24 protein-coding genes are annotated in these 26,165 nt (G+C 70.8%); 12 read left to right on the top strand and 12 right to left on the bottom strand.

The window, feature by feature from the left end; translation table 11 throughout:
* Positions 1-112 precede the first annotated feature (112 nt).
* The 3 genes from ACFRMN_RS29120 to ACFRMN_RS29130 all read right to left on the bottom strand — a co-directional run bounded on the left by ACFRMN_RS29120 (position 113) and on the right by ACFRMN_RS29130 (position 5,586).
* Complete coding sequence (locus tag ACFRMN_RS29120) at positions 113-1,210, bottom strand: enolase C-terminal domain-like protein (protein ID WP_383024775.1); 1,098 nt, start codon at positions 1,208-1,210, stop codon at positions 113-115.
* Positions 1,211-1,257: 47 nt separating this feature from the next.
* Entirely contained in the window at positions 1,258-4,560 is a 3,303-nt protein-coding gene (locus ACFRMN_RS29125; protein WP_383024778.1) for a discoidin domain-containing protein, read from the bottom strand.
* A gap of 177 nt (positions 4,561-4,737) precedes the next feature.
* Positions 4,738-5,586, bottom strand: coding sequence for a FadR/GntR family transcriptional regulator (locus ACFRMN_RS29130; RefSeq protein WP_383024781.1), 849 nt, complete (start codon positions 5,584-5,586; stop codon positions 4,738-4,740).
* 233 nt (positions 5,587-5,819) lie between these two features.
* On the opposite strand from ACFRMN_RS29130, the gene ACFRMN_RS29135 reads away from it, so the two are divergent.
* From ACFRMN_RS29135 to ACFRMN_RS29145, 3 genes are all read left to right on the top strand, one after another.
* Entirely contained in the window at positions 5,820-6,143 is a 324-nt protein-coding gene (locus tag ACFRMN_RS29135) for an L-rhamnose mutarotase (RefSeq protein WP_383024784.1), read from the top strand.
* 63 nt (positions 6,144-6,206) lie between these two features.
* A complete protein-coding gene (locus ACFRMN_RS29140) occupies positions 6,207-7,046 on the top strand; it encodes an amidohydrolase family protein (protein WP_383024787.1) in 840 nt (279 codons plus the stop codon).
* Positions 7,043-8,011 carry an aldo/keto reductase gene (locus ACFRMN_RS29145; RefSeq protein ID WP_383024789.1) on the top strand — a complete coding sequence of 323 codons (969 nt, stop codon included), beginning with the start codon at positions 7,043-7,045 and terminating at the stop codon, positions 8,009-8,011. The genes ACFRMN_RS29140 and ACFRMN_RS29145 overlap by 4 nt, the downstream gene beginning before the upstream one ends.
* Before the next feature lie 8 nt (positions 8,012-8,019).
* Here ACFRMN_RS29145 and ACFRMN_RS29150 read toward each other — a convergent pair whose 3' ends face one another.
* Positions 8,020-8,889 carry a DMT family transporter gene (locus tag ACFRMN_RS29150; RefSeq protein WP_383024792.1) on the bottom strand — a complete coding sequence of 290 codons (870 nt, stop codon included), beginning with the start codon at positions 8,887-8,889 and terminating at the stop codon, positions 8,020-8,022.
* Between the two features lie 184 nt (positions 8,890-9,073).
* Between ACFRMN_RS29150 and ACFRMN_RS29155 the strand changes: the two genes are divergently transcribed.
* A complete protein-coding gene (locus ACFRMN_RS29155) occupies positions 9,074-10,018 on the top strand; it encodes a pseudouridine synthase (RefSeq protein WP_383024794.1) in 945 nt (314 codons plus the stop codon).
* On the opposite strand, the gene ACFRMN_RS29160 is transcribed toward ACFRMN_RS29155, so the two are convergent.
* From ACFRMN_RS29160 to ACFRMN_RS29170, 3 genes are all read right to left on the bottom strand, one after another.
* Positions 10,003-10,632 (bottom strand): MBL fold metallo-hydrolase, encoded by a 630-nt coding sequence (locus ACFRMN_RS29160; protein WP_383024797.1) that lies wholly within the window; start codon positions 10,630-10,632, stop codon positions 10,003-10,005. The two genes, ACFRMN_RS29155 and ACFRMN_RS29160, sit on opposite strands and share 16 nt — an antisense overlap.
* The gene (locus ACFRMN_RS29165; RefSeq protein ID WP_383024799.1) at positions 10,632-11,717 is read right to left on the bottom strand and encodes an S-(hydroxymethyl)mycothiol dehydrogenase; all 1,086 of its coding nucleotides are present in this window, start codon (positions 11,715-11,717) and stop codon (positions 10,632-10,634) included. Before ACFRMN_RS29165 ends, ACFRMN_RS29160 begins: the two co-directional genes overlap by 1 nt.
* A 132-nt stretch (positions 11,718-11,849) precedes the next feature.
* Positions 11,850-12,551 (bottom strand): FadR/GntR family transcriptional regulator, encoded by a 702-nt coding sequence (locus tag ACFRMN_RS29170; RefSeq protein WP_383024802.1) that lies wholly within the window; start codon positions 12,549-12,551, stop codon positions 11,850-11,852.
* Positions 12,552-12,705: 154 nt separating this feature from the next.
* On the opposite strand from ACFRMN_RS29170, the gene ACFRMN_RS29175 reads away from it, so the two are divergent.
* Together ACFRMN_RS29175 and ACFRMN_RS29180 are read left to right on the top strand one after the other, a co-directional pair.
* Positions 12,706-13,215: a gluconokinase gene (locus ACFRMN_RS29175; RefSeq protein ID WP_383024805.1), complete on the top strand. Its 510-nt coding sequence runs from the start codon at positions 12,706-12,708 to the stop codon at positions 13,213-13,215.
* Positions 13,216-13,235: 20 nt separating this feature from the next.
* Positions 13,236-14,633 (top strand): gluconate:H+ symporter, encoded by a 1,398-nt coding sequence (locus tag ACFRMN_RS29180; protein WP_383024808.1) that lies wholly within the window; start codon positions 13,236-13,238, stop codon positions 14,631-14,633.
* Between the two features lie 218 nt (positions 14,634-14,851).
* Here the strand turns inward: ACFRMN_RS29180 and ACFRMN_RS29185 are convergent, their stop codons facing one another.
* The 3 genes from ACFRMN_RS29185 to ACFRMN_RS29195 form a co-directional block, all read right to left on the bottom strand.
* Positions 14,852-16,399, bottom strand: coding sequence for an APC family permease (locus ACFRMN_RS29185; protein WP_383024811.1), 1,548 nt, complete (start codon positions 16,397-16,399; stop codon positions 14,852-14,854).
* A gap of 33 nt (positions 16,400-16,432) precedes the next feature.
* A complete protein-coding gene (locus ACFRMN_RS29190; protein WP_383024814.1) occupies positions 16,433-17,395 on the bottom strand; it encodes a hypothetical protein in 963 nt (320 codons plus the stop codon).
* A 308-nt stretch (positions 17,396-17,703) separates the two neighbouring features.
* A complete protein-coding gene (locus ACFRMN_RS29195) occupies positions 17,704-19,362 on the bottom strand; it encodes an FAD-binding dehydrogenase (RefSeq protein ID WP_383024817.1) in 1,659 nt (552 codons plus the stop codon).
* Positions 19,363-19,454: 92 nt separating this feature from the next.
* Here ACFRMN_RS29195 and ACFRMN_RS29200 point away from each other — a divergent pair, with 92 nt between their 5' ends.
* From ACFRMN_RS29200 to ACFRMN_RS29225, 6 genes are all read left to right on the top strand, one after another.
* Complete coding sequence (locus ACFRMN_RS29200; RefSeq protein WP_383024819.1) at positions 19,455-19,985, top strand: NUDIX hydrolase; 531 nt, start codon at positions 19,455-19,457, stop codon at positions 19,983-19,985.
* Between the two features lie 10 nt (positions 19,986-19,995).
* On the top strand, positions 19,996-20,388 hold the full coding sequence (locus ACFRMN_RS29205; RefSeq protein ID WP_383024821.1) for a YidH family protein: 393 nt from the start codon (positions 19,996-19,998) through the stop codon (positions 20,386-20,388).
* The gene (locus ACFRMN_RS29210) at positions 20,388-20,792 is read left to right on the top strand and encodes a DUF202 domain-containing protein (RefSeq protein ID WP_383024823.1); all 405 of its coding nucleotides are present in this window, start codon (positions 20,388-20,390) and stop codon (positions 20,790-20,792) included. Before ACFRMN_RS29205 ends, ACFRMN_RS29210 begins: the two co-directional genes overlap by 1 nt.
* 109 nt (positions 20,793-20,901) lie before the next feature.
* Entirely contained in the window at positions 20,902-21,813 is a 912-nt protein-coding gene (locus ACFRMN_RS29215) for an MBL fold metallo-hydrolase (protein WP_383024825.1), read from the top strand.
* 164 nt (positions 21,814-21,977) lie between these two features.
* Positions 21,978-23,009, top strand: coding sequence for a phosphotransferase family protein (locus ACFRMN_RS29220; protein ID WP_383024827.1), 1,032 nt, complete (start codon positions 21,978-21,980; stop codon positions 23,007-23,009).
* 9 nt (positions 23,010-23,018) lie between these two features.
* Positions 23,019-24,233 carry an acyl-CoA dehydrogenase family protein gene (locus ACFRMN_RS29225; protein WP_383024829.1) on the top strand — a complete coding sequence of 405 codons (1,215 nt, stop codon included), beginning with the start codon at positions 23,019-23,021 and terminating at the stop codon, positions 24,231-24,233.
* Positions 24,234-24,302: 69 nt separating this feature from the next.
* Here ACFRMN_RS29225 and ACFRMN_RS29230 read toward each other — a convergent pair whose 3' ends face one another.
* Together ACFRMN_RS29230 and ACFRMN_RS29235 are read right to left on the bottom strand one after the other, a co-directional pair.
* A complete protein-coding gene (locus tag ACFRMN_RS29230) occupies positions 24,303-25,145 on the bottom strand; it encodes a response regulator transcription factor (RefSeq protein WP_383024831.1) in 843 nt (280 codons plus the stop codon).
* A gap of 304 nt (positions 25,146-25,449) precedes the next feature.
* Positions 25,450-26,040 carry a hypothetical protein gene (locus tag ACFRMN_RS29235; RefSeq protein ID WP_383024833.1) on the bottom strand — a complete coding sequence of 197 codons (591 nt, stop codon included), beginning with the start codon at positions 26,038-26,040 and terminating at the stop codon, positions 25,450-25,452.
* Between the last annotated feature and the right edge of the window lie 125 nt (positions 26,041-26,165).

Here is a 26,165-nt window from a genome sequence, read left to right on the forward strand (position 1 = left end):
GACCAAACCCATCCCCACCTGACCGGTCCGGCGCCCGTGGGGGGGGCACCCGGGCCCCCCCAGGGGCAAACACCCGTTACAGCACGGCCGCCCCCCCCCACCGCCCGGCCGGTCAGCGCGGCTGCTCGACGTAGCTCTGGAGTTCGCTGCCGTAGCCGAGGTCGAGCGGGAGGGCTATGCCAGGCCCCGTGGGGGCGTGCACCAGACCCTGTGCGTCCACATGGCGCTCGCGGACGACCTTCGCCGCGGTCACCAGGGACTCGTAGTAGGTGGTGTTGGAGATGGCCATGCACAGGTGGTGGTTCGGGATGTCCGAGCCGTGCACCTCCGCACGGAGCCGGTAGGCGTCGGCGAGGTGCGCGGTGCGCATGGCGCCGGTGATCCCGCCGCGGAGGGTGGTGCCCGCCCGTACGCCGAAGGTGGCGGCGCCGGCCCTGATGAAGTCCGCGGAGTTCATATGGGCTCCGTCGGAGGTCTCGGCGACCAGCAGCGGTACGTCCACGGCCGTCGCCAGTCGCTGGTACGCGGAGACGCTGAACTCGCGCATCGGCTCCTCGTACCAGAGGTAGTCGGCCTCCGAGAGCGCCCGCCCCAGCCGGATCGCGTCGGGCAGGTCGAAGCCGGCCGACCCGTCGTACATGAGGGGGACCGAGGGGCCGACGTGGTCGCGCAGCGCCAGGCACAGCTCGGCGTCCCGGCGGGCGTCGCCCCAGGCGTGCAGCTTGATTCCCCGGTAGCCCAGTTCCAGGCACTGGTCCGCCACATCGAGGAACTCCGCGATGGTGGAGAACGTCGAGGTGGAGGCGTAGGCGGGGATCGCCTCGCGGAAGCCGCCGAGCAGGCGCCAGACCGGCTGGCCGTGGTACCGGCCGGCCAGGTCCCACAGGGCGGTGTCGATGAGGCCCAGGGTGGGGAGCGGGAGTTCGTGGATACGGTCCAGCTCCCACACCCGGTGCCACAGCCATTCCCGCTGGAACGGGTCGGCTCCGACCAGTTCGTCACGGAAGACCCGGTCCACCAGGTCCCGCAGGGTGGTGAAGGCGCCCGGTCTGGCGAACAGGGCGACCCCCTCGGCTCCCTCGTCGGTGCCGATACGCAGGACCGCGCCGTCGCCCACCGGAGCGCTTCCGCTCAGCCCGTCCCTCCAGCGGAAGGGCGGGCTGGCCGCCGGAACGTCGATCCGGTGTACTTCGACATGGGTGATCTTCATCCTGGCTTTCGTTTCTGTGTGAGCGGGCCGGCCCGGGGACATACGGTTCAGAACTCGCCGTACACCTGGAGCCCGTAGAGGCTGCCGCCGTTACCGCTGGATCCGGTGACGGTCAGCCGCAGGTGGCGGGCGGTGACGGGCTGGTCGGCGAATGAGTAGTTGGCCGCCGAAACGGTGTTCTCGGAGGTGTGGTCGTCGAGCGTGGACCACGTCGTCCCGTCGGTGGAGTACTCCAGGCGGTACGTGTAGCCGCTGGACTTCTCGAACGTGGTCACCACGCCGGAGACACGGGTGTCCTTGCCCAGGTCCACCTGGATCCAGGACGGATCGGGCAGGCCCAGGCCCTGGGCCCAGCGGGTGGACAGGTCGCCGTCCACCAGCTTCTCGGGGGTGTTGTCCTCGGAGTACGACGAGGCGGTGACCGGCTTCCTCAGCGCCAGGTCGTGGTCGGCGGGGGTGGTGATGACGGCCGCTTCGCTGGGCTCGGAGGTGTTGAGCACCGCGTCGCGGGCCTCGACGGTGAAGGAGTAGTCCGTTTCCGGGGTCAGGCCGGAGACGCGCAGGGTCGTTGCGTCGGTGACGGCGATCCGCTTGCCGTCCTGGTAGACGGCATAGCCGGTCACAGCGGTGTCATCAGTCGCGGCCGGCCAACTGAGGTCCACCAGGCTGGGCAGCAGCGGCGCGACGGTGGGCTGCCCGGGGGCCGTGGGAGCCGTACGGTCCGGGCTGGGTGCGGCGGGGGTGCCGTAGACCTGGAGGTCGTAGAGGCTGCCGCCGTTACCGCTGGATCCGGTGACCGTCAGCCGTACGAAGCGGCCGGTGACCGGATCGGCGGTGTGGAAGAGGTTGGTCATCGCCGTGGTGTTCGCGGAGGTGTGATCCTCCAGGGTCTGCCAGCTGATCTCGTCCGACGACACCTCGATGCGGTACTTGTATCCGCTGCTCTTCTCGAAGGTGCTGATCGCGCCGTTCACCTCGTACCGGGCGCCGAGATCCACCTGGATCCAGGACGGGTCGGGCAGGCCGCGGCCCTGGGCCCAGCGGGTGGACAGGTCGCCGTCCACCAGCTTCTCGGGGGTGTTGTCGTCGGAGTACGACGAGTAGGTGACCGGCTTCTTCAGCGCCAGGTCGGAGCCGGAGGGCATGGTGACCTTCAGCTCCCCGCTCCGCTCGGACTCGTTGCCGGCCGCGTCACGGGCGGTGATCCGGAAGCTGTAGGTCTTGCCCCCCGTCATGTCGGGGATGCGCGCCGAGGTCTTTCCCGAGGCACTGACCAGCTTGCCGTCACGGTAGACGGAGTAGCCCGTCACGCCCGTGTCGTCGGTGGACGCCGGCCAGCTGAGGTCAGCGACGCTCGGGAAGTCGGTGACCGCTGTCGGGGCGCCGGGGGCGGTGGGCGGCGTACGGTCGGTGACGGCGGGGCCCGGGTCGAGGTGCTCGTACTCGGGCTGGAGACCGGCGTTGTTCACGATCGAGGCGGGGAGCTGGTCGCAGGAGCCGACGGTCGTGTTGCCGCCCACGTTGTTGTTCTCGCTGCCTCCCTGGACGCTGAAGGCCGGGTTGCTGGTGTAGTTGCCGGTGACGGTGTTCTCTTCGCCGTGGTTCATCAGCATCCACTGGAAGGACACATCGCACAGGGCGTTGCCCGTGTTCTTCCAGTGGCGACTGCCCTCGTCGTGGTAGATCGCGCCGTACGCGGGTGCCGGGACGCCGTGGATGTAGTTGCCGGACACCTCGCCGCCGGGGTTGGTGCTGAGGGTGTAGACACCGCCACCGTCCGCCTGCGACTTCATGATGTCGCCGATCTCGTTGTCGGTGACGACGTTGTTCCGGCTGATGGTGGGGGTGTCCCAGATGGGTACGCCGCCGTTGTTCGGGTAGGCGTGGTTGCCGCCCTGGTCGGTCAGACCCCATCCCCAGCCCACGGATATGCCGCTGTAGGGCAGGTCGTAGACCTTGTTGTGGGTGATCACCGAATGGTCGGTGTAGCCGGCCAGAATGCCCACCGAGCCGTTGTACTGGTCGGCGACCTGGGTGACGACGTTGTTGGCGACCGTGGTGTTCTTGGTGATGTCCCGGGGGTCGCCGGGGTGGGCGTCGCCCGCCTCGACGCCGCCGATCTGGATGCCGGTGGCGGCGATCTGGCGGAAGACGTTGCCCGTGATGGCGGTGTTCTGGGTCCCGGTGTTCAGGTTCAGGCCGACGGCGCCGAGGTGGGTGAAGGTGTTGCCCGTGAAGCGGATGCCCTGGCCGTGGCTCACATTGACCGCGCCGGGTGTCTTCTGCCAGTTCAGCCGGGTGTGGTCGAAGTCGGGGTTGTCCTCGCCGACCATCCGGAAGCCCGCCTGGCCCTCGATGAGACCGTCGGCCGAACTGGGCGCGAGCCAAGTGGAGTAGGAGAAGGTGATGCCCTCGAAGGACACATCGGTGACGGGCTCGGCGGTGGTGCCGTTCAGATCGACCAGGTCCTGCACGACCGGCGCCGTCACGGTCGCGGTGGACAGGTTCTGGCCGGCCTTGGACAGGTTCTGGCCGGCCTTGGGCAGGTAGTACACCTCGCCCCGGCCCTTGTCGACGTACCACTCACCGGGGGTGTCAAGCAGCTCGCGGGCGTTCTCCAGCCAGGTCGGGTTCTGGATCTCCTGGCCCGACTGGAGGTGGGCGTTGTCCCAGCAGGGCTGCCGCATCGTCATCGCGTTGCCGGAGATCGACTCCACGGGGCAGCGCATGAGCTTCCAGCCCCAGCTGCTGACGACCTCCAGGTCCTGGGGGCGCCGGTAGTCGCTGAGGCCGCTGTCGGTGAAGGTGTAGCCGGTGGATGTCTTGGTGAACCCGGGCGGGTTCTTCGCACCGCGCGCCCGGGTCGCGAGCTCCCCGTTCACATAGAGCTGACGGGTGTCGAGGTCGCCCACCTGGGCCTTGTAGATCCCCTTCGCCGGATCGGCCACGGTCCAGCCGGTGATCCGCTTGCCCCCGCTGATCACCGGGTGCGCGCCGGGGGCGGCCTCGTAGACGATCCGCCGTCCGTCGCCGCCGGAGTCCTGGGCGGTGAGGCTGAAGGTACGGGTCAGTTGGTGCGTACCGGACATCAGCCGTACGTGGACGTCGCCGCGTACCTTCTTCTTGGCCTCACGCACATAGTCCCGGGCGTGTTCCAGGGTCTTGAACGGATGCGCGGCGGTGCCGGAGCCGGCGTCCCGGCCGGTCGGCGAGACGTAGACGGCCAGGCCCGGGGCGCGGGGGGCCGCCTGGGCCGGTACGGCGGCCAGCGGCGCCGATACGACGGCCAGGGAGAGGGCCGCTGTCAGCACTCTCCGGAGCGGTTTGGCTATGCCTAGCGGTTTGCCCATGCCTAGGCGAAATGACGGTACAGACACGGAAATCCAATCGCCTGAATGAAGTGGTGTCCGGGAACCCGGTCGTCCTCCGGGTTCCTTCGGCGTTGGTCGGCTCGGTCCGCGCGTCCGTGGGACCCGCGTGGTGCCGGCTGACGTCGACGGCCTACGTCGACGCCTTGTCCCGATGGCTTACGAGGCGGATGACTCCGGGGAGAGCGGGTCGTCCTCGGCGCCCGCGCTCTTCGGCGGGCGCGCGGGCGTACCGGTGCCACCACGGGAATCGAGGTTGAACAGCCGGTCACGGATCTTTCGTTCGAACTGGCCCTGTGTGGTGGCGATGTGCTCCACCATCAGCCGACCCGCGAGATCGGCCTCCCCCGCGGCGACCGCCTCGGCGATGGCGAGGTGCTGTCGTGCGGCCACTTCCAGCGATCCCGGCGCGTCGCCGTGGAAGAGCAGCACATCGGACTGTGACGCCAACCGTCGCACGGCGGCGACGCTCGACCTCAGGAACACGTTGTGCGCGGCGGCGCCCACCGCGTCGTGGAACGCCGTGTCGGCCTTGGCGAAGCCGTACCCGTCGGCGGCGCGGGCCGCCACCAGCGAGGTCTCGGCGCACTCCCGGATGGTCCTGACCTCGATCGGCGTGGCGAGGGAGGCGGCGCGGCGCGCGGTCTCCGACTCGATGACCGTCCGGTAGTCCAGGAGCATCAGGACGTCTTCCATGCTCGTCGGACGGAAGTGCGAGAGCTGGTCGTCGACCAGCCCGGCGTTCGACTCGGCGACGAAGATTCCCGCGCCGCGCCGTACGGTCAGCCGGCCGATGGCGGACAGGACCTTCACCGCCTCGCGGGTGACATTGCGGGAGGCGCCGAGGATTTGGGCCAGGCCCTGTTCGGTGGGCAGCCGGTCCCCGGCCCGCAGGTTCTGCTCGGCGATGTGGTTCAGCAGTTGTTCGGCGACCAGTTCGTACCCCGGCCGGTAGGGGCGCGACGCGTCGTCATCGTCTTCGCCGGAGAGCGGTGAAGAATCTGCCACAGCGTAATCCCCCTGTGATGAGTTCAAATGAATCTGGTTCATCGGCGTGGGCAACTATGACATCAGCGTTACACGTTGAGAAGAGGTCGGACGAAACTTCATAGAGACGCCTCTCCAACTCGCCCCGATCTGAACAAAAGCGACAATCCTTCCGGATCTATTGCAGAGAAGGGATCAGATCCTTATGGTCCTGCCTGTCACATGAACCTGATCCTTGAGAGGGGCTGAGCCCAGTGAAGCGCTTCGCCGCCGTGATCCGGCTGCGGCCCGAGAAGGAGCGGGAGTATCTCGCCCTGCACGCCGCCGCGTGGCCGGGCGTGCTCGCGGCCCTCAAGCGGGCCCACATCGGCAACTACTCCATCTTCCTGCGGGACGGCCTGCTCTTCAGCTACCTGGAGTACACCGGTAGCGACTACGCCGCCGACACCGCGGCGATCGCCGCCGATCCGGTGTCCCGCGAGTGGTGGGCGCTGACCGACCCGTGCCAACGGCCGCTGGACAGCGTGGCCGAGGGTGAGTGGTGGGCCTCCGCCGAAGAGATCTTCCACCTCGACTGAGCCCGCGCCGCCGCCCGTGTGCTCCCGTCCGTAACCCCGTCCACCGACCCGAAGGACCGAACGGTGCGCATCGACGCCCATCACCATCTGTGGGACCTCGCGGTACGCGACCAGCCCTGGACCCGCGACATCCCCGCCCTGCGCCGGACCTTCACCGCCGCCGAACTGCGGCCCGCGCTCGACCGGAACGCCATCGACGCGACCGTCCTCGTACAGACCATCGCCGTACCGGAGGAGACACCGGAACTGCTCGCCCTGGCGTCCGGCGACCCGCATGTCCGGGCGGTCGTCGGCTGGACACGTCTCACCGACCCCGGTGTCGCCGACCGTCTCGCGGAACTGCGCGAAGCCCCCGGGGGCTCCGCGCTCGTCGGTATCCGGCACGGTGTCCAGGACGAGCCCGATCCGGACTGGACGGCGCGCCCCGAGGTCCGCCGGGGCATCGCGGCGGTCGGCGCCGCGGGTCTCGTCTACGACCTGGTCGTCCGGCCCGACCAACTGCCCGCCGCGGTAAGGACGGTGCGCGAACTGCCGGATGTCCGCTTCGTCCTGGACCACGCCGGCAATCCGGTCATCGGCCCGGACGGCCTGGAGCCCTGGGCCTCACTGCTGACAGAACTGGCCGGCTGCCCCAACGTCACCGTGAAACTGTCCGGCCTGGTCACCAGGGTCGGACCGGCCCCCGCCCGAGCGCTGCGCCCCTACGCGGACACACTGCTCGCGACGGTGGGCCCGCACCGCCTGATGTACGGCTCGGACTGGCCGGTCTGTCTGCTCGCGGCCAGGGCCGGCTACGACGACGTCCTGTCCCTCGCGCAGACGCTCACCGACCAGCTCGGCGCGGACGAACGCGCGGCGGTCTTCGGCACGACGGCCGCGCGCTGGTACGGGATCGCCGCGTGACGGCCCGTCGGCTCGGCCGTACGGGCGTCCGCGTCGGTTCCCTGGGCTTCGGCGCCGCCCCCATCGGTAATCTCTACGCCCCGATCGACGACGATCAGGCGCGCGCCGCGGTCGAGGCCGCCTGGGATGTCGGGGTGCGCTACTACGACACCGCTCCGCACTACGGACTCGGACTGTCCGAGCGGCGCCTCGGGTCGGTACTCGCCCACCGGCCGCGGGCGGAGTTCACCGTCTCCACCAAGGTCGGCCGGCTGCTGGAGCCCCACCCCGCGCCCACCGGATCCGATCTGGCCGCGGGGGGCTTCGCCGTACCGGACACCTGGATCCGCCGCCCCGACTACTCGCGTGACGGTGTGCTGCGGAGTCTGGAGGGCAGCCTGGACCGGCTGGGCCTGGACCGGGTGGACATCGTCTACGTACACGACCCCGACGATCATCTGGACGCCGCCCTCGACCACGCGCTGCCCGCCCTGGCGGAGCTGCGCGCCCAGGGCGTCATCGGCGCTGTCGGTGTCGGCATGAATACCGTCGCCCCGCTGCTGCGGATCGTGGCCGAAGCGGATGTGGACACCGTGATGGTGGCCGGCCGGTGGACCCTGATCGACCGCACCGCCCGCCCACTGCTGGAGGCGTGCGCGCGGCGGGGTGTCTCGGTGGTCGCCGCGGCGCCGTTCAACTCCGGTCTGCTCAGCCGCCCCCGGCCGCCCGACGACGCCTCCTTCGACTACGGTCCCGCCTCCGAGGCGTTGCTGCGCCGCGCCCGGCGGCTCGCCGACGTCTGTGCCCGGCACGGCACCGTACTCCCGCACGCCGCTGTGCGCTTTCCGCTGCGCGATCCCGTGGTGGCCGGGGTGGTCGCGGGCTTCCGTTCCGCCCACGAGGTCAGGTCCGCCGCCCGCTGGGCCGGCCAGGACCTGACCGACGCCACCTGGTCGGATCTCGACGCGGCCGCCGAAGAAGCCTGAGGGCTGTGTCAGCGAACGCGGGGCGGCGGGGGCTTGGAGCCGGCGGCGAGGGGGGAACGGGCCAGTTCCACACAGCCCGCCGCGATCATGGCGACCCCGATGAGTTCGGGCAGCAGCCACCAGCCTGTACGCAGGCTCTCGCCGAAGAGGGTCACCCCGTACGTGATGCTGATCAGCGCGTCGCCGAGCGTGATCATCGGCTGGGACGCGACCAGCCAGCCGGCCTGGAGGGCGTTCTGGAGCAGGAACAGCGCCCCCACCCCCGCGACCGCCGTGCCGTAGAGCTGCCAGGCGGTCACCAACGCGAGGACGCCGCCGCTTTCGAGCCGGGACATGGCGTCCTTCATCAGCGCGGCGGTCAGCGCGTATCCGCAGGCGGTGGCGAGACCCAGCAGCGCGGCACGGGCGTTGCCGCGCAGCCGCCGTGACCAGATGATCAGTACGGCCTCGAAGCACCCGGTGATGATCAGGGCCGGGACCCAGACGTGCCCGGGGACGCTCTCGCTGCCCCCGCCCGGCGCGGCGGCGGCCATGCCCAGGGCGAGACCGCAGGTCACCGCCGCCACTCCCAGCCAGGCGGACCGGGCCAGCGGGCGGCGGAAGACAACACTCGCGATCAGCAGGGTGGCGGGCAATTCGATGACGAAGATCGGCTGGACCACCGCGATCGGTCCCGTGGCGAGCGCCACCGCCTGGCACACGGCGGCCACGAGCACCAGCCCGATCCCCGCCAGCCACACCTTCTTCCGCAGCAGGTGCTTGATCAGCGAGATCCGCATCGCCTCGGCGTCGGGCACGGTGGACGCGGCGCGGCGCTGGAGCACCGAGGCGGAGCCGTTGCTGATCGCGGTCAGTACGGCGAACAGGACACTGATCATCGGACCATCATGCGGCTGACGTGTTCCGGAACAGCTCTCATCCCGGCGCGCGCGGTCCGGGCGGGGGCCGAACGAGGGACGCCGGTGTGGTCCGCCGTCGATAGACTCGTGGCGCTGACGCTCCGTGCGCCGGAGGCGACCGGAAGACGGCGCCGGGACCACACCGAGGAAGACACGGGGACCCGTGGCACGCAGACATCGCACCCCTCCCCCCTCGCCCCTCCCCCAGCGGGACGGGATCGATCCGGTACGGCTCCGGCTGCCCGCGGACAAGAAGGGCGAGTGGGCGACCGTGCGGGACCATCTGGTCGCGCGGTTCGGTGACGCCATCGGGGCCGGGCGGGTCGACGCGATGTTCCGGGAGGGACGGTTCGTCGGCGTGGACGGGCCGGTGGGGGCGGCGGAGCCGTATGCCGCCGGGCGGTACGTCTGGTTCCACCGGGACTTCTCCGCTGAGGAGCGGGTGCCGTTCGGGATCGGGATCGTGTACCGCGACGAGCGGATCGTGGTCGCCGACAAGCCGCACTTCCTGGCCACCACGCCGCGCGGACGGCATATCACCGAGACCGCGCTGGCCCGGCTCCGCCGGGATCTCGGGCTGCCGGAGTTGCAGCCCGCGCACCGGCTCGACCGGCTCACGGCCGGGCTCGCGCTCTTCGTCGTACGGGCCGGGGACCGTGGCGCGTACCAGACGCTGTTCCGGGACCGGCTGGTGCGCAAGGAGTACGAGGCGGTCGCGCCGTACGACCCCGCCGTGGCGCTGCCGGTCACGGTGCGCGGCCGGATCGAGAAGGAGCGCGGGGTGCTGGCGGCGCGGGAGGTGCCCGGCGAGCCGAATTCCGAGAGCTGGATCGACATGGTGGAGCGGCGGGGCGGGCTCGGCCGGTACCGGCTGGTGCCGGCCACCGGCCGAACCCATCAGCTGCGGGTCCATATGAACCGTCTGGGACTGCCGATCCTGAACGATCCGGTGTATCCCGTTGTCCGGGCTGAAGGCCCCGACGAGTACGCGTCACCGTTGCAACTCCTGGCGAAGGTACTGGAGTTCACCGATCCGGTGACGGGCGAGCCGTACCGCTTCGAGAGCCGGCTCACCCTGTCCCGGTGGCCGCCTCAGTGGCCGCGCTGAATCCACTCCGCCAGCTGGGGCGCCTCGGCGCCGATGGTGGTCGTATCGCCGTGCCCCGTACGGACCACCGTCTCGGGCGGCAGACCGAGCAGCCGGTCGCGGATCGAGTCGATGATCGTCGGGAAGTGCGAGAACGACCGGCCGGTGGCGCCGGGGCCGCCCTGGAAGAGCGTGTCGCCGGTGAAGACGGACGACAGCTCGGGGGCGTACAGACAGACCGCGCCCGGGGCGTGCCCGGGGGTATGGAGCACGGTCAGGGTGGTGCCCGCGACGGTGAGCGTGGCGCCGTCGGTCAGCTCGCCGTCCGGGATCTGCTCGGGGTAGGTCTGCTTCCACAGCGGCAGATCGTCGGGATGCAGCAGTACGGGCGCGCCGGTGGCGGCGGCGAGGGCCGGCGCGGCGTCGATGTGGTCGTTGTGCGCGTGGGTGCAGACGATGGCGCGCAGTGTCCGGCCGCCGAGCGCGTCCTCGATGGCGGCGGCGTCATGGGCGGCGTCGATGACGATCGCCTCGGAGTCGTCGCCGACGATCCAGACGTTGTTGTCGACGTCCCAGGTGCCGCCGTCGAGCGAGAAGGTGCCCGAGGTGACGAGATGGTCGATACGGACGGTCATCAGAACACCACCACGGAACGCAGGACATCGCCTTCGTGCATCCGGGCGAACGCCTTCTCGACATCGTCGAGTCCGATGGTCTCGGTGACGAACGCGCCGAGGTCGATCCGGCCCTGCTGGTGCAGGTCGATGAGCATGGGGAAGTCGCGGGACGGCAGACAGTCGCCGTACCAGGAGGACTTGAGGGAGCCACCGCGGCCGAAGACATCGAGCAGCGGCAGTTCGAGCGTCATCTCGGGGGTGGGGACGCCGACCAGGACGACCGTCCCGGCCAGATCACGGGCGTAGAAGGCCTGCTTGTACGTCTCCGGGCGGCCGACCGCGTCGATGACGACATCCGCGCCGAACCCGCCGGTCAGCTCGCGGATCGCCTCGACGGGGTCGGTGGAGCGGGAGTTGACGGTGTGGGTGGCGCCCATCGACTTCGCCGTCTCCAGCTTGCGGTCGTCGATGTCGACGGCGATGATCCGGGCCGCGCCCGCGAGGCGCGCGCCGACGACCGCCGCGTCCCCGACACCGCCGCAGCCGATGACCGCGACCGAGTCGCCCCGGCCGACCTGGCCGGTGTTGATGGCGGCGCCGATGCCCGCCATCACGCCGCAGCCGAGCAGACCGGCGACGGCCGGTGAGACGCTGGGGTCGACCTTGGTGCACTGGCCCGCCGCGACGAGGGTCTTCTCGGCGAAGGCGCCGATGCCGAGCGCCGCGGAGAGTTCCGTTCCGTCGGTGAGCGTCATCTTCTGTGCGGCGTTGTGGGTGTTGAAGCAGTACTGCGGCCGTCCGCGCAGACAGGCCCGGCAGTTCCCGCACACGGCACGCCAGTTGAGGATCACGAAGTCGCCGGGCGCGACGTCGGTGACACCGTCGCCGACCGACTCGACGACGCCCGCGGCCTCATGGCCGAGGAGGAAGGGGAAGTCGTCGTTGATACCGCCCTGCTTGTAGTGCAGATCCGTGTGGCAGACACCGCACGCCTGCACCTTCACCACGGCCTCGCCGGGACCGGGGTCCGGTACGACGATCGTCTCGACCCGCACCGGCTCGTTCTTGCCGGGGGCGACGACCCCCCGCACTCGCTGCGCCATTGCCAGGACCTGCCTTTCCTCACACCGTCACACGCTCGGACGCTCACACACCGAACGTTCCGTCATCCCCCACTATCCCGTGCCGAAGCGCCCTCCCGTACCGAAGCGCGCGCGGTGGCAGGCGGACGCGTGTCAGGGGGCCAGTACGTCCAGCTCCTCCAGGGCGCCGACGGCGATCTCCCGGGTCAGCTCCTCGGCGCGGGCGGCGTCGCCCTCCCGTACCGCCTCGGCGACCTGGACATGCAGGGTCACGGCGGCCGGGTCCGGGTCGTCGAACATCACCTGGTGGTGCGTACGGCCGGTAAGGACCTCGGCGACCACATCGCCGAGCCGGGCGAACATCTCGTTGCCCGACGCGTTCAGCACCACCCGGTGGAAGGCGATGTCATGGACGAGGTAATCCTCCAGCCGGCGGCCCCGGGAGGTGGCGACCATGCCGAGCGCCTGCTCGGTGAGAGCGGCGCACTGCTCGGGCGTGGCGTGCCGGGCGGCGAGCCCCGCCGCGACCGGTTCGACCGCGGAGCGCAGCACGGTCAGCGAGCGCAGCTGGCGGGGCCGGTCGGAGCCGGCGAGGCGCCAGCGGATGACGCGCGGATCGTAGACGTTCCACTCCTCGGTGGGGCGTACGGTCACGCCCACCCGGCGCCGGGACTCCACCAGGTGCATGGATTCGAGGACGCGGACCACCTCGCGGACGACGGTGCGCGAGACATCGAAGCGCTGGGCCACCTCGTCCGTGCGCACCACACTGCCCTGCGGGTACTCGCCCGCGGTGATGGCGAGGCCGAGAGTGTCCAGCACACGGGTATGCAAGCCCCGGCCTTCAGTGGTCATGGGACAACCCTACGGGGCACCCCCCGCCAAGATTAAGTACGACGTTTACATCACAGCCTCTTGAATAAGTCGTACCTAATAGGTTTCAGTAGCGCGACGGCCCGATGCCCGGGACGGACTGAAGCCGATGTCGAGGAAGACAGCGAGGCATGCGATGAGCACCCCCCACGTCGTCGTGGTGATGGGCGTGGCAGGAACCGGCAAGACCACGGTCGGGCCCCTGCTCGCCGCCGCACTGGGCGTCCCGTACGCCGAGGGCGACGATTTCCATCCGCCGGAGAACATCGCGAAGATGTCCGCCGGCACCCCGCTGGACGACGCGGACCGGTGGCCCTGGCTGGACGCCATCGGGGCCTGGGCGCACGACAGGGCCGGGCTCGGCGGTGTGGTGAGCAGTTCCGCGCTCAAGCGCGCCTACCGGGACCGGCTGCGGTCGGCCGCGCCGGGCGCCGTGTTCCTCCACCTCACCGGCGACCGGCCGTTGATCGAACACCGGATGTCTGAGCGCAAGGGGCACTTCATGCCCACCGCGCTGCTGGACTCGCAGTACGCAGCCCTGGAGAACCTGGGCGCGGACGAGGCGGGTGTGGCCGTCGATGTGTCCGGTACCCCCGAAGAAATCACCGACCGGGCCGTCGCCGCGCTGCGCCGGCTCGAAAGCTGAAGGAAGTTTCCGTGACTCCCGTGACCAGTCTCAGTGTCGAGACGCTGGCAGCGGACGCAGCCGAACCGATCACCTCGGCGGGCAACGCTCAGCTGGGTATAGCGGTTCTCGCCGGTATAGCCGTCATCGTCCTGCTCATCACCGTCTTCAAACTCCATGCCTTTCTGGCCCTGACCCTCGGTTCGCTGGCGCTCGGCGCCTTCGCGGGCGCCCCGCTGGACAAGGTCATCACCAGCTTCACCGCCGGCCTCGGCTCCACGGTCGCGGGGGTGGGCGTACTGATCGCGCTCGGCGCGATCCTCGGCAAGCTGCTCGCCGACTCCGGCGGCGCCGACCAGATCGTCGATACGATCCTCGCCAGGGCGAGCGGGCGCGCCATGCCGTGGGCGATGGTCCTGATCGCCTCGGTGATCGGGCTGCCGCTCTTCTTCGAGGTCGGCATCGTGCTGCTGATCCCGGTCGTCCTGCTGGTCGCCAAGCGCGGCAACTACTCCCTGATGCGGATCGGTGTCCCGGCGCTGGCCGGGCTCTCCGTGATGCACGGTCTGATCCCGCCGCACCCCGGGCCGCTGGTCGCGATCGACGCCGTCGGCGCCAACCTCGGTGTCACGCTGGCGCTCGGGGTGGTCGTCGCCATCCCGACCGTGATCATCGCGGGCCCGCTGTTCTCCCGGTACGCCGCGCGCTGGGTGGATATCCCGGCCCCCGAAACGATGGTGCCGCAGCGCACCTCCGACGATCTGAAGACCCGGCCGAGCTTCGTCGCGACCGTCTCCACCGTGCTGCTGCCGGTCGTGCTGATGCTGGGCAAGGCGCTCGTGGACATCGTCGTGGACGATCCGGAGAACAGCGTCCAGCGCGTGGCGGATGTCGTCGGTTCCCCGCTGATCGCGCTGCTCGCCGCCGTACTCGTCGGCATCTTCACCCTGGGCCGCGCGGCCGGGTTCACCAAGGACCGGATCTCCTCGACCGTCGAGAAGTCGCTCGCCCCGATCGCGGGCGTGCTGATGATCGTCGGCGCGGGCGGTGGCTTCAAGCAGACGCTGATCGACTCGGGCGTGGGCCAGATGGTCCTGGACATCTCCAAGGACTGGTCGATCCCCGCGCTGCTGCTCGCCTGGCTGATCGCGGTGGCGATCCGGCTGGCGACCGGCTCGGCGACCGTGGCGACCATCTCGGCCGCCGGTCTGGTGGCACCGCTCGCGGCGGACATGTCGACGACGCACACGGCGCTGCTCGTGCTGGCGATCGGCGCGGGCTCGCTCTTCTTCAGCCATGTGAACGACGCCGGGTTCTGGCTGGTGAAGGAGTACTTCGGGATGAGCGTCGGCCAGACGCTGAAGACGTGGTCGGTGATGGAGACCATCATCTCCGTGGTCGGCCTCGGCTGCGTCCTGCTGCTCTCACTGGTGTTGTAACCGCGCCACCTCACTCTGCCGCGTCCGGGCGGGGCGGGTCACTCCTCCTTCCACCGGGGGTGCTCCCGCTCCGCCCACGCGCGGTCCACCGACCCGGTACGCGTCCCGCGCCGAGAAGACCCGCGGCCCCGTGAAGCCGGGGACCGCAGGTGTTCGTCATGCTCTCGTCAGGAGCGTTCTGGTGTCGGCCTCACGACGGGTGCGTCACGGCGGGACCGTCACACCGCGGCGGTCGTCTCCGACTCGGCCGCCTTCTCCAGCTGGAACGCCTCGTTGCCGAGCCCGATACGGGCGTGCACCTCGGGCTTGACGGAGCGCAGCACCAGTCCGTACACCAGCCCGCCGATCAGCGCGAGAGCGATGATCCCGGGCAGCACCCAGCTGAGCGCGGAGCCGGGGCCGGACCCGACGAGGATGTCGAAGTCCTTGACGGTGTAGACGGCGATGGTCACCAGCGCGATGCCCGCCAGCCCGGAGGCCACCAGCCGCGCGGCCTGATGGCGCGCCGCTCCCCGCCGTACGAAGAAGACGATGACGGCGAGGGAGGCCGCGGCCATCAGCACGATGACCCCGAGCGCGCCGATGTTGCCCATCCAGGTGAAGAGATGGAGCACCGGGGCCGTCGGGTCACCGACCGGCTTGTCGTCGGTGAGGGCGAAGGCCAGGATGACGGCGATCGAGACCACGGACTGGAGCACGGAGCCCGAGGCGGGCGCGCCGCTGGACTTGTTGGTGCGCCCGAAGGCGGCGGGCAGCAGGCCCTCGCGGCCCATCGCGAAGGCGTACCGCGCGACGACATTGTGGAAGCTGAGCAGCGCGGCGAACATTCCGGTCACGAACAGGACGTGCAGGACGTCGGTGAAGGTGGCGCCCAGCCGGCTCTCGGTCAGTCCGAAGAGCAGTCCGGGCCCCTGCTCCCCGGCGGCCTTGACGATCGAGCCGGGTCCCGCCGCGACGGTCATCGCCCAGGCGCTCAGGGCCAGGAACAGCGCGGCGTAACCGACGGCCAGGAACATGACGCGCGAGACGACGACATTCGGCCGGCTCGTCTCCTCGGCGTAGACCGGGGCCTGTTCGAAGCCGACGAAGGCGGCGATGCAGAAGCAGAGCGCGGTCCCGAGCCCCGCGCCGGTGAGCGTGTCGGGGTTGAACGCGGCCATGGACAGTCCCTCCTTGCCCGGATCGGCGAGGGAGGCGAGGTCGAAGATCACGACCAGCGCGCACTCGATGATCAGCAGGACGCCGAGGACCTTGGCGTTGAGATCTATCTTCAGCCAGCCCAGCAGACCGACGATCGCGGCGGCGACGAGCGCCGGGATCCACCAGGCCACGGTCAGATCGAGATAGGTGGCGAAGAGCCCGGAGACCTCGAAGCCGAGGATGCCGTAGATCCCGACCTGCATGGCGTTGTACGCGACGAGGGCGACGAGCGAGGCACCGGCGCCGGCGGTCGGGCCGAGACCGCGGGCGATATACGCGTAGAACGCCCCGGCGTTGTGGACGTGCCTGCTCATCTCCGCGTACCCGAAGCTGAACAGCACCAGGACGACGCCGAGGATCACGTAGAGCAGGGGCTGTCCGACGATGCCCATGACACCGAAGACCGTGGGCATGACGCCCGCGACGACGAGCATCGGCGCGCTCGCGGCGAGCACGGAGAGCAGCAGGCCCACCGTGCCGAGCCGGCCGGCGCGCAGCGCCCGTTCCTGCCCCTTGTACGTATTGATCTCGTTGAGTTCGCTCGTGCCGGGTCTGCCCGTCGACATGACAGGGGGGTCCTTTCGGAATTCAGTGGTGGTTCAGGCGGAGCCGAGCGCGGCGTTGCGCGCGGCGAGGAACGCTGTGCGGGGGTCCCGGTCGGGATACGACCAGGGAGCTGAGGTGTTGTGCGGGCCGATCCGCTGGAACAGCGCGGCGGCCTCGGCGAACCGCCCGTCGTGGAACTGGGCGTGGGCGAGGAAGTTGAGGTCGACCCGGCCGCGCGGATGCTCCTCCGCCTCCCACTCCAGCCACCAGTCGAAGGCGGTCTTGAGTACCTGTCGGGCGCGGCGTCCGGTCCAGTGGGCCGACGCGGCGGGATCGCCGGGCTCGTGTCCGGCGGCGGCGAGGACGCGGTAGCGCTCGGCGTGGGCAACCACGGGCAGGATCGCGAGCGGTGAGTCGGCGGGGGCCTGTTCCGCGGCCCAGGCCGCGAAGTCGTACACCTCGTGCAACGGGTCCTGGCCGGCGCCGGGATGGCGCTCCGCGAGCCGCGCCGCCATCAGATGATGGGCGTGGTGGTGGTCCGGATGCCGGGTCCTGACCTCGTCGAAGAGCTGTGAGGTCTCTTTGTCCGTGCCATGCGTACGGGCGAGCAGCAGCAGTGCGAGCCAGGGCGTGGGATCGGCCGAGGCCCGCCGGATCGCGTCGCGGCAGGCGTCCCGCGCGCGCTGCTCGGACTCTTTTCCGCGCAGTACGCCGACGACGGTGGCGCAGGCGAGCAGGGTGGCCGCGTCGGCGCTCTCGGGTTCGGCGAGCAGCCACTCCCGGGTCCAGGCGGCGGCGCCGGAGGCCCGTGCGAGGACGACGACGCGATGGCCTCGCCGGTCCCAGTCGTCGCCGGTCTCGGCGAGCAGAGTGCGCGCCTCCGACCAGCGGCCCTGGGCCAACTGGTCTCGTACGGCGCCGAGTCGGGCGTCATCGAGGGCCGGATCGAAGAACTGGCCGGAGCGCGAGCCCCGTCTTCGTGGACGGCCCAGGGGTGGTGGCGGAGGCGGGGACATCCGCGGGAATCCTCTCAGCGCACATAAACGGGCGATGATCGCGCACAGCCAACCGGTAGGCAACGCTTTCCGTCAAGGGCTGTCTTGGTGCAAAGTGGTCCAACTGTCCTGACGCCCCGCGCCGTTGGTCCCCTTTTGCGGCCCGTGCGGCGCCCGTGCGACGCTCGTGCCCGACCGGGCCCGACCGGGCCCGAGCGGTGCCCGACTGGTGCCCGCCTTCATGTGTGACCCGGTTTCAGCCGCAGAAGCCCAGCTCGGACGGGTATCGGCCGCCCCACCGGCCGCCCCGGCCCGTCGGCTGTGCGCCGCTACCGGACGGCCTTCGCCGCCGCCCGGCCCGCCGTACGGCCCGAGAAGATACAGCCGCCGAGGAACGTGCCCTCCAGGGACCGGTAGCCGTGCACGCCGCCGCCGCCGAAGCCGGCCGCCTCGCCCGCCGCGTAGACGCCGGGCAGCGGCGCGCCGGTCGCGGTGAGGACACGGGAGGACAGATCGGTCTCCAGTCCGCCGAGCGACTTACGGGTCAGGATGTTCAGCCGTACGGCGATCAGCGGGCCCGCCTTGGGGTCGAGCAGGCGGTGCGGGGCGGCCGTACGGATCAGCTTGTCGCCCAGATACTTCCGGGCGCCCCGGACGGCCATGACCTGGAGATCCTTGGTGAAGGGGTTGGCGATCTCACGGTCGCGCGCGGTGATCTCGCGGCGCAACCCGTCCTCGTCGATCAGCCCGTCCCCGGTGAGGGCGTTCATTCCGCGCACCAGCGCGCTCAGGTCCTTCTCCACGACGAAGTCGGCGCCGTTGTCCATGAACGCCTTCACCGGTCCCGGGACATCGGCGCGCGCCCGCCCGATCACCCCGCGGACCGACTTCCCGGTCAGATCGGGGTTCTGCTCGGACCCGGAGAGCGCGAACTCCTTGCCGATGATGCGCTGGTCGAGGACGAACCAGGTGTACTCGTGGCCGGAGCGCATGATGTGCTCCAGCGTGCCCAGCGTGTCGAAGCCGGGGAAGAGCGGTACGGGCAGCCGCCGGCCGCGCGCGTCCAGCCAGAGCGAGGACGGGCCGGGCAGGATACGGATGCCGTGCCTGGCCCAGATCGGGTTCCAGTTCTCGATGCCCTCGGTGTAGTGCCACATCCGGTCCCGGTTGATGTGCCGGGCGCCCACCGCCTCCGTGATGCCGAGCATCAGTCCGTCGACATGCGCGGGGACGCCGGAGAGCATCTTCCGCGGCGGGGTGCCGAGACGTTCGGGCCACTGGGCTCGTACCAGCTCGTGATTGCCCCCGATGCCGCCCGAAGTGACGATCACCGCCTGCGCCTTGAACGCGAAGGCGCCGGTGGCCGTACGGCTGCTCGCAGTGCCGCGCGCGGCCTCGCTCGGCTCCAGGATCTCGCCGCTCACGGTGTCCACCACGCCCGCGGTGGTGGCGAGAGCGGTCACGCGGTGCCGGAAGCGGAACGTCACGAGTCCCTTCGCGACACCCGCGCGCACCCGCCGTTCGAACGGCTCGACCACCCCGGGCCCGGTCCCCCAGGTGATGTGGAAGCGCGGCACGGAATTGCCGTGTCCGGTCGCGTCGTACCCGCCGCGCTCCGCCCAGCCCACCACCGGGAAGAACCGCATGCCCTGCCCGTGCAGCCAGGCCCGCTTCTCGCCGGCCGCGAAATCGACGTACGCCTCGGCCCATTCGCGCGGCCAGTGGTCGTCCTCGGGGCGGTCGAAGCCCGCCGTACCGAGCCAGTCCTGAAGGGCCAGCTCCCGGCTGTCCTTGATCCGCAGCCGGCGCTGCTCGGGCGAGTCCACGAAGAACAGACCGCCGAAGGACCAGTGCGCCTGTCCGCCGATCGACCGTTCGGGCTCCTGGTCGAGAACGATGACGGAGCGGCCCGCGTCGACCAGTTCGGCGGTGGCGACCAGGCCCGCGAGGCCCGCCCCGATCACGATCACATCAGCGTCGTACGCCATGACTGCCATCCTTCGCGTGCGGGATCGGTGAGGCCCGGGTGGTCCGATCTTCCGTACGCGCGAGTAACGCGTCAACTGGTTGGATGGTGTTCATGAGCGCTGCTGACGAGATCCTGGACATCGTCGACGAGGACGACCGTGTCGTCGGGCGGGCACCGCGCGGGGAGGTCTACGCGCGGGGACTGCGCCATCGCGCGGTCTTCGTGCTCGCGCGGGACGCGGAGGACCGGGTCTTCGTCCATCGCAGAACCCCGGTGAAGCTGGTCTTCCCCTCGCTGTACGACATGTTCGTGGGCGGTGTCGTCGGCGCGGGCGAGAGCTACGACGACGCGGCGCTGCGGGAGGCCGAGGAGGAGCTGGGGGTGTCGGGGCTGCCCCGGCCCGTACCGCTGTTCACGTTCCTGCACGAGTCCGCTGACGGGGCCGGGGCCGGGAGCTGGTGGTCGCGGGTGTACGAGGTGCGCTGCACGCTGCCCGTGCGGCCACAGGCGGAGGAGGTCGCCTGGTACGACTTCCTCCCGGAGCCGGAGCTGGAGCGCCGGGTCGGTCGCGGTCCGGACGGCTGGGAGTGGGCACCGGACGGCCTCGCGGCGTACGAGCGGCTCCGCGCGCTCCGCGCGTAGGGTGCGGCACGTGAACGACTTTCTGCGCGGCCTGCGGCTGTGGTTCACGCCCAGGCGTGTCGCCGAGGAGGGCGAAACCCCCGACTACCGTTTCTCGCTCGCCAACGAACGCACCTTCCTCGCCTGGATCCGTACGGCGCTCGCGCTGGTGGGCGGCGGGTTCGCGGTCGATCAGTTCCTGCCGGACCTGCGCTGGGGCGTGCGGGTCGGGCTCGCGGTGGCGCTGCTCGCGGCGGGCGCGCTGTGCGCGCTGCGCGCGGTCAATCACTGGGTGCGGTGCGAGCGTGCGATGCGGCGCAAGGAGGATCTGCCCGTCTCCGCGTTTCCGACGCTGCTGAGTCTGGCGGTGGGGCTGGTCGCCGTCGCGATGCTGGTCATCGTGGTACTGGGACGGGCCGGCTGATGGCCGCGCCGCCCGGGGACGCGGGCAGGAGGGACGGGGGCGCAGACGGAGACGGAGACGGAGACGGAAGCGGAAGCGGAAGCAGAAGCGGAGACGGGGCCCCGGTCAGGGATCCGGGGCTCCAGCCCGAGCGGACCCGGCTGGCCTGGCGGCGTACGACGCTCTCCTGCACGGTGGTCGCCGTGCTCGCGGCCCGGCAGGCGATCCATGGCGGCGCCACGGCGGCCGGACTGGCCGGCGCCGCGCTCAGCGCCCTGGTCTGGCTGGCCTTTCTGGGCGTGGCGCACCGCCGCACGCTGGCGCTGGACGCGGTCGCGCCGGGTCCGCTGCCGGTGCGCGCGGCCATCGCCACGACGGGCTGCACGATCCTGCTGGCCCTGTTCGCGGTGGCGATGCTGGCCTGACGGCAGTGCCGGGAGGCATCAAACGGGCACAACGCTACGGCGGCGCTCCCGGGGATGTCGTCAACTGGCAAGATCGCCCCGTCCGTTCACCCGTGAACCAAGGGGTCCGATGCCTGCCACCGATCCGTATCTCGTCCGACTGGCACCCGAGGTGCATGCCTACGTCCAGCCGGACGGCGGCTGGTGCCTCAACAACGCCGGGTTCGTCAGCGACGGCGAGACGACGCTTCTCATCGACACCGCCGCCACCGAGCACCGCGCGCTGCTGCTGCGGGAAGCGATCCGGACGACCGGCGCCCCGCTTCCCCGAACCCTCGTCAATACGCACTTCCACGGCGATCACACCTACGGCAACGCTCAGTTCGTGCCCGAGGCCACCGTCGTCGGCCATGACACCTGTCGCGACGAGCAGTCGGCCGCCGGCCATGAACTCCGGCTGATCTGGCCGGAGACGGACTTCGGCGACATCCCGATCACTCTCCCGGCCGTGACGTACCACGACCGGCTGACCCTCCACGTGGGCGGGACCGAGGCGCGGGTGATCCACCCGGGCGTGGCGCACACCCGGGGCGACTCGATCGTGCACCTGCCGGAGCACGGCATCGTCTTCACCGGCGATCTGGTCTTCCAGGGCGGTACACCGTTCATCCTGGCGGGCTCGCTGCGCGGATCCCTGCGGGCGCTGGATCTGCTGCGCTCGCTCGACGCGGGCGTCGTCGTACCGGGGCACGGTCCGGTCACCGACCCGTCGGTGTTCGACGCGACGGAGGAGTATCTGCGGTACGTGTCCGAGCTGGCCCTGGAGGGCCACGCCAAGGGCCTCACCCCGCTGGAGACGGCGCGCACGGCCGATCTCGGGACGTTCGCCGCGCTGCGGGAGAGCGAGCGGCTGGTGGCCAATCTGCACCGGGCGTACGCCGAGCTGGACGGGCTGCCCGAGGGCTCGCCGCTGGACATGGTCACCGTGGTCACCGACATGGCCGCGATGAACGGCGGCGCGATCCCGGCCTGCCACGCCTGACCGGTCCGGGCCTGCCGAGCCTGACCGGTCCGGGCTGTCACGCCCAGCCTGTCCGGGGCCCCGGCTCCGGCCGGTCCAGGACCCCGCCGCACTGGACGACATACCGACTGGTCGGCATCATGAGTCATCAGTATCGGTCACGACCGCCCACGGAGGTACGCACGATGAGCCCAGTCCCCCCGCCAGGACTCGATCCCGAGCAGCTGCGCGGCCATCTCGACCGCGCGCTTCCCGGCCTGGTGAGCGGACCGCTCGACGCACGGCTGATCGAGGGCGGCCGGTCGAATCTGACGTACACCGTCACCGATTCCGCCGATCCCGCCCACCGCTGGGTGGTCCGCAGACCCCCGCTCGGCCATGTGCTGGCCACCGCGCACGACATGAGGCGCGAGTACCGGGTGATCGAGGCGCTGCATCCGACGGCCGTGCCGGTGCCCGAGCCGCTGCTGCTCTGCGAGGGCGAGTCCGTGCTCGGCGCGCCCTTCTACGTCATGGAGTACGTGGCGGGCACGCCGTACCGTACGGCCGAACAGCTCGCCCCGCTCGGCCCCGAGCGCACCCGCGCCGCCGTCCTGGCGCTGGTCGACACACTCGTCGAGCTGCATGCCGTCGATCCCGCGGCGGTCGGACTCGGTGACTTCGGCCGCCCCGACGGGTTCCTCGGCCGGCAGCTGCGCCGCTGGGGCAAGCAGCTCGACGCCTCCCGCGACCGCGAGCTGCCCGGTATCGACGAACTGCACGCGGCCCTCGGCCGGTCGCTGCCCGGCTCCCCCGCGCCCACCGTGATCCACGGCGACTACCGGCTCGACAATGTCCTGATCGGTGAGGACGACCGGATCAAGGCCGTACTGGACTGGGAGATGTCCACGCTCGGCGATCCGCTCACCGACCTGGGGCTACTGGTGATGTACAGCGCGCGCCTGGAGCTGACGGGGTCCCCGATCAGTACGACGGCCGGGGCCGCGGGCCACCCCGCGCCCGGCGAGCTGATCGAGCGGTACGCCGCGGGCTCGGGCCGGGACACCTCGGCGATCTCCTGGTACACGGCGTTCGCCTGGTTCAAGCTCGCCGTGATCCTGGAGGGCATCCACTACCGCTACACCCTGGGCCGGACCGTGGGGCCCGGCTTCGACCGGATCGGCGCTCTCGTGCCCGTCTTCATCCAGCACGGCCTCACCACCCTCCAGGAAGGCTGAGTACCCCTCATGGACTTCGCATTCGACGCCCGCACGGAAGAGCTGCGGGCCAGGCTGCTCGCCTTCATGGACGCGTACGTCCTGCCGGCCGAGACGGTGGCGCACGAACAGCGGGCCCTGCTGGCCGATCCCTGGGGCACCCCGGCGGTCGTCGAAGAGCTCAAGGCCGAGGCGCGCGCCCAGGGCCTGTGGAACCTGTTCCTGCCCGATACGGAGTACGGCGCCGGGCTGACCAATCTCCAGTACGCGCCGCTCGCCGAGATCACCGGACGCTCCCCGCAACTGGCCCCCACCGCGCTGAACTGCGCCGCGCCCGACACCGGGAACATGGAAGTGCTCGCCCAGTTCGGCGCCGCCGGGCAGAAGAAGCGGTGGCTGGAGCCGCTGCTCGCGGGCGAGATCCGGTCCGCGTTCGCCATGACCGAACCCGACGTGGCGTCCTCGGACGCGACGAACATCCAGACGTGGATCCGGCGGGACGGCGACGACTACGTCATCAACGGCCGCAAGTGGTACATCTCCGGGGCGATGAACCCGGACTGCGCGATCTTCATCGTGATGGGCAAGACCGACCCGGACGGCGAGGACATCCGCCGCCAGCAGTCGATGATCCTGGTCCCGCGCGACGCGCCGGGGCTCGAAGTCCGCCGCGCCATGCGGGTGTACGGCTACGAGGACCACTCCCACGGCGGCCATGCCGAGGTGGTGTTCGACAACGTCCGGGTGCCCGCCTCGTATCTCGTCGGCGAGGAGGGCGGCGGTTTCGCGATCGCGCAGGCACGGCTCGGTCCCGGCCGGATCCACCACTGCATGCGGCTGATCGGGATGGCCGAGCGGGCGATCGAGCTGATGTGCCGCAGGGCCGTGTCGCGCACGGCGTTCGGAAAGCCGATCGCCCAGCAGGGCGTCGTCCAGAACTGGATCGCGGACGCCCGGGTGACGGTCGAACAGCTGCGGCTGCTCGTACTGAAGACGGCCTGGCTGATGGATACGGTCGGCAACAAGGGCGCCCACACGGAGATCCAGGCCATCAAGATCGCCACCCCGCGCGCGGTCGTCGGCATCATCGACTCGGCCGTCCAGCTGCATGGCGCGGGCGGGGTCAGCCAGGACTTCCCGCTGGCCGAACTGTGGGCCGCGGCACGGACCTTGCGGCTCGCGGACGGTCCCGACGAGGTGCATCAGCGGTCACTGGCGCGGCGGGAACTGAAGAAGTACCTCTGAGCCCGCCCAGGCGCCCGGGACAGGACCTGGACGAGTGAGTCCGGCCGCGGGCCCGCGGTCTCAGGACTCTCAGGGGTCCGGCGACGGTGGTGGGAGCAGGCCGAGCGACTGGGCGCGCATGACCGCGGAGAGCCGGTCGCAGGTGCCCAGTCTGCGGTAGATGCCCTCGATGTGTTTGTGCACGGTGCGGGGGGAGATATGCAGCCGGCGGGCGATCGCGTTGGCGGGCATGGCCTGCGCGAGCAGCGTGAGGACCGTGAGCTGACGCGGTGTGAGCCCCGCCTCCGCCGCTCGCTCGACCGGGTCCGTGACGGACGCGACGCGGGACGGGGCGGGACAGGAGGGGGCGCCCGCGCGGCTGGCGGCGGCGCGCCATCGCGCGAGGGCGCTGTAGTGGGAGTCGATGCTGACCAGCAGCGGCTGAACGCGGCGGGCGTACGCCAGCTCCTCCGCCGTGAAGTCGTCCTGCGGGTGGTGCAGTACGAAGCCCCTGGCGACGCCGGCCGGGGCGGGCAGCGGAATCCCGAGCATATGGGCACCGAGGGTCCCCCGGGCCAGGCGGTGGCTGCGGCTGCGCAGCCAGGAGCGCTCGCCCATGATCTGGCTCGCCGAGAGCGGGGTGTGGTCCCGGGCAGAGGTGTAGTGGGCCACGAGGGGGTTGTCCGCGCGGAGTTGCCGGGCGGTCAGCGTGTCCAGATAGTCCTGCGAGAACGCGTGCGCGGACTTCCACGCCACCACACGGCCGGTCCGCTTCGCGTAGCTGGCCTGGGAGAGCGAGACTGCCGACGCGTGCATGCCCCGGGCCAGTTCGGCGAGGACCGAGGACCAGGCGGGCTCCGGGTCCGGGTGTTCCAGGACCGCGACGGCCAGACCGAGCATATGGGCGTAGTCACGCCACAGGACAGACCCCATCGACACCCCCGCACCCCCGACGGCCGGTGATGGCCGTACGCACCGATACCGATACTCTCCGTGTTCATACTGCCGCATCCGTCGCTCGATGGGTAGATCGGTCGAGGGTGGATCGGCATCACATCAGGGGGCTCCCGGGGACTCGCGCACAGCCGCCGCCCCGGGAGCCCTGGGCCGAGGGGGGTGCCCGCCGGTGGAGATGCCGCGGCCACGGCAACTTCAGCGGCGCCCTCCGGCCCGTCACGCCTTCGGGCCGTCGCTCCGTCCGGCCTTCACGCCACGGGAGCCACCGGCCGTCAGGCCGTCAGCAGGGCACGACGTAGTAGACCCCCGTCCAGGTGGCCGTGCCGGTCTGGGGCGCCCTGGAGGTCCAGCGGACGCTGCGGTCGGAGTTCAGGAACCTCGCGGTGGTGCCGCGGGTCTGGTTGTTGTTGAACGTGCCGTCCCCGACCCAGGGCAGGCTGTACGTCCCGCACCGGTAGTAGTCGCGTGAGTCGCCGGGCCTGTAGAGACAGAGGTGTCCGTACGCGCAGGCGGCGGGCGCCCGGCCGCTCGCTCCCGCCCCGGCCAGGTCGCGGGCGTACCGCTGGCCGGGAGCGGCGACGACGAGGTCGCCGCCTTCGGTCGCGATCCTGTTGGCGGAGACCTGCCTGCTGCCCGGCTCTTCGGCCAGATAGCCGTCGACCCGGTCCTGGAGCTCGCCCGCCTGGGCGGGTGTCAGCCCGGCCCGTTGCGTCTGCGCGGCGAACGGCGTCTGTGCGGCGAACGCCTGGCGCCCGCCGTCCTGAGGACTCTGCGCCCCGGCGGTCGGGGCCGTCATCACTCCGGCCGCGAGCGCGCCGGCGGCGAAGACACCGACCGTGGCCCTCAGCATGAACGCGCGGATCTTGTTCATTGATCCCCCTAAGTCAGCTACGAATGGTCAGGCACGCGGAACACTTCACGTTCCGTAGACCGAACGACACTCATAGTGACCATGGCGCGGATTCCCCGCAATGCGTACAAGTACGTATGGGCGAG

Origin of the sequence: Streptomyces sp. NPDC056835, from assembly GCF_042789485.1 — a bacterium.
Taxonomy (GTDB): Bacteria; Actinomycetota; Actinomycetes; order Streptomycetales; family Streptomycetaceae; genus Streptomyces.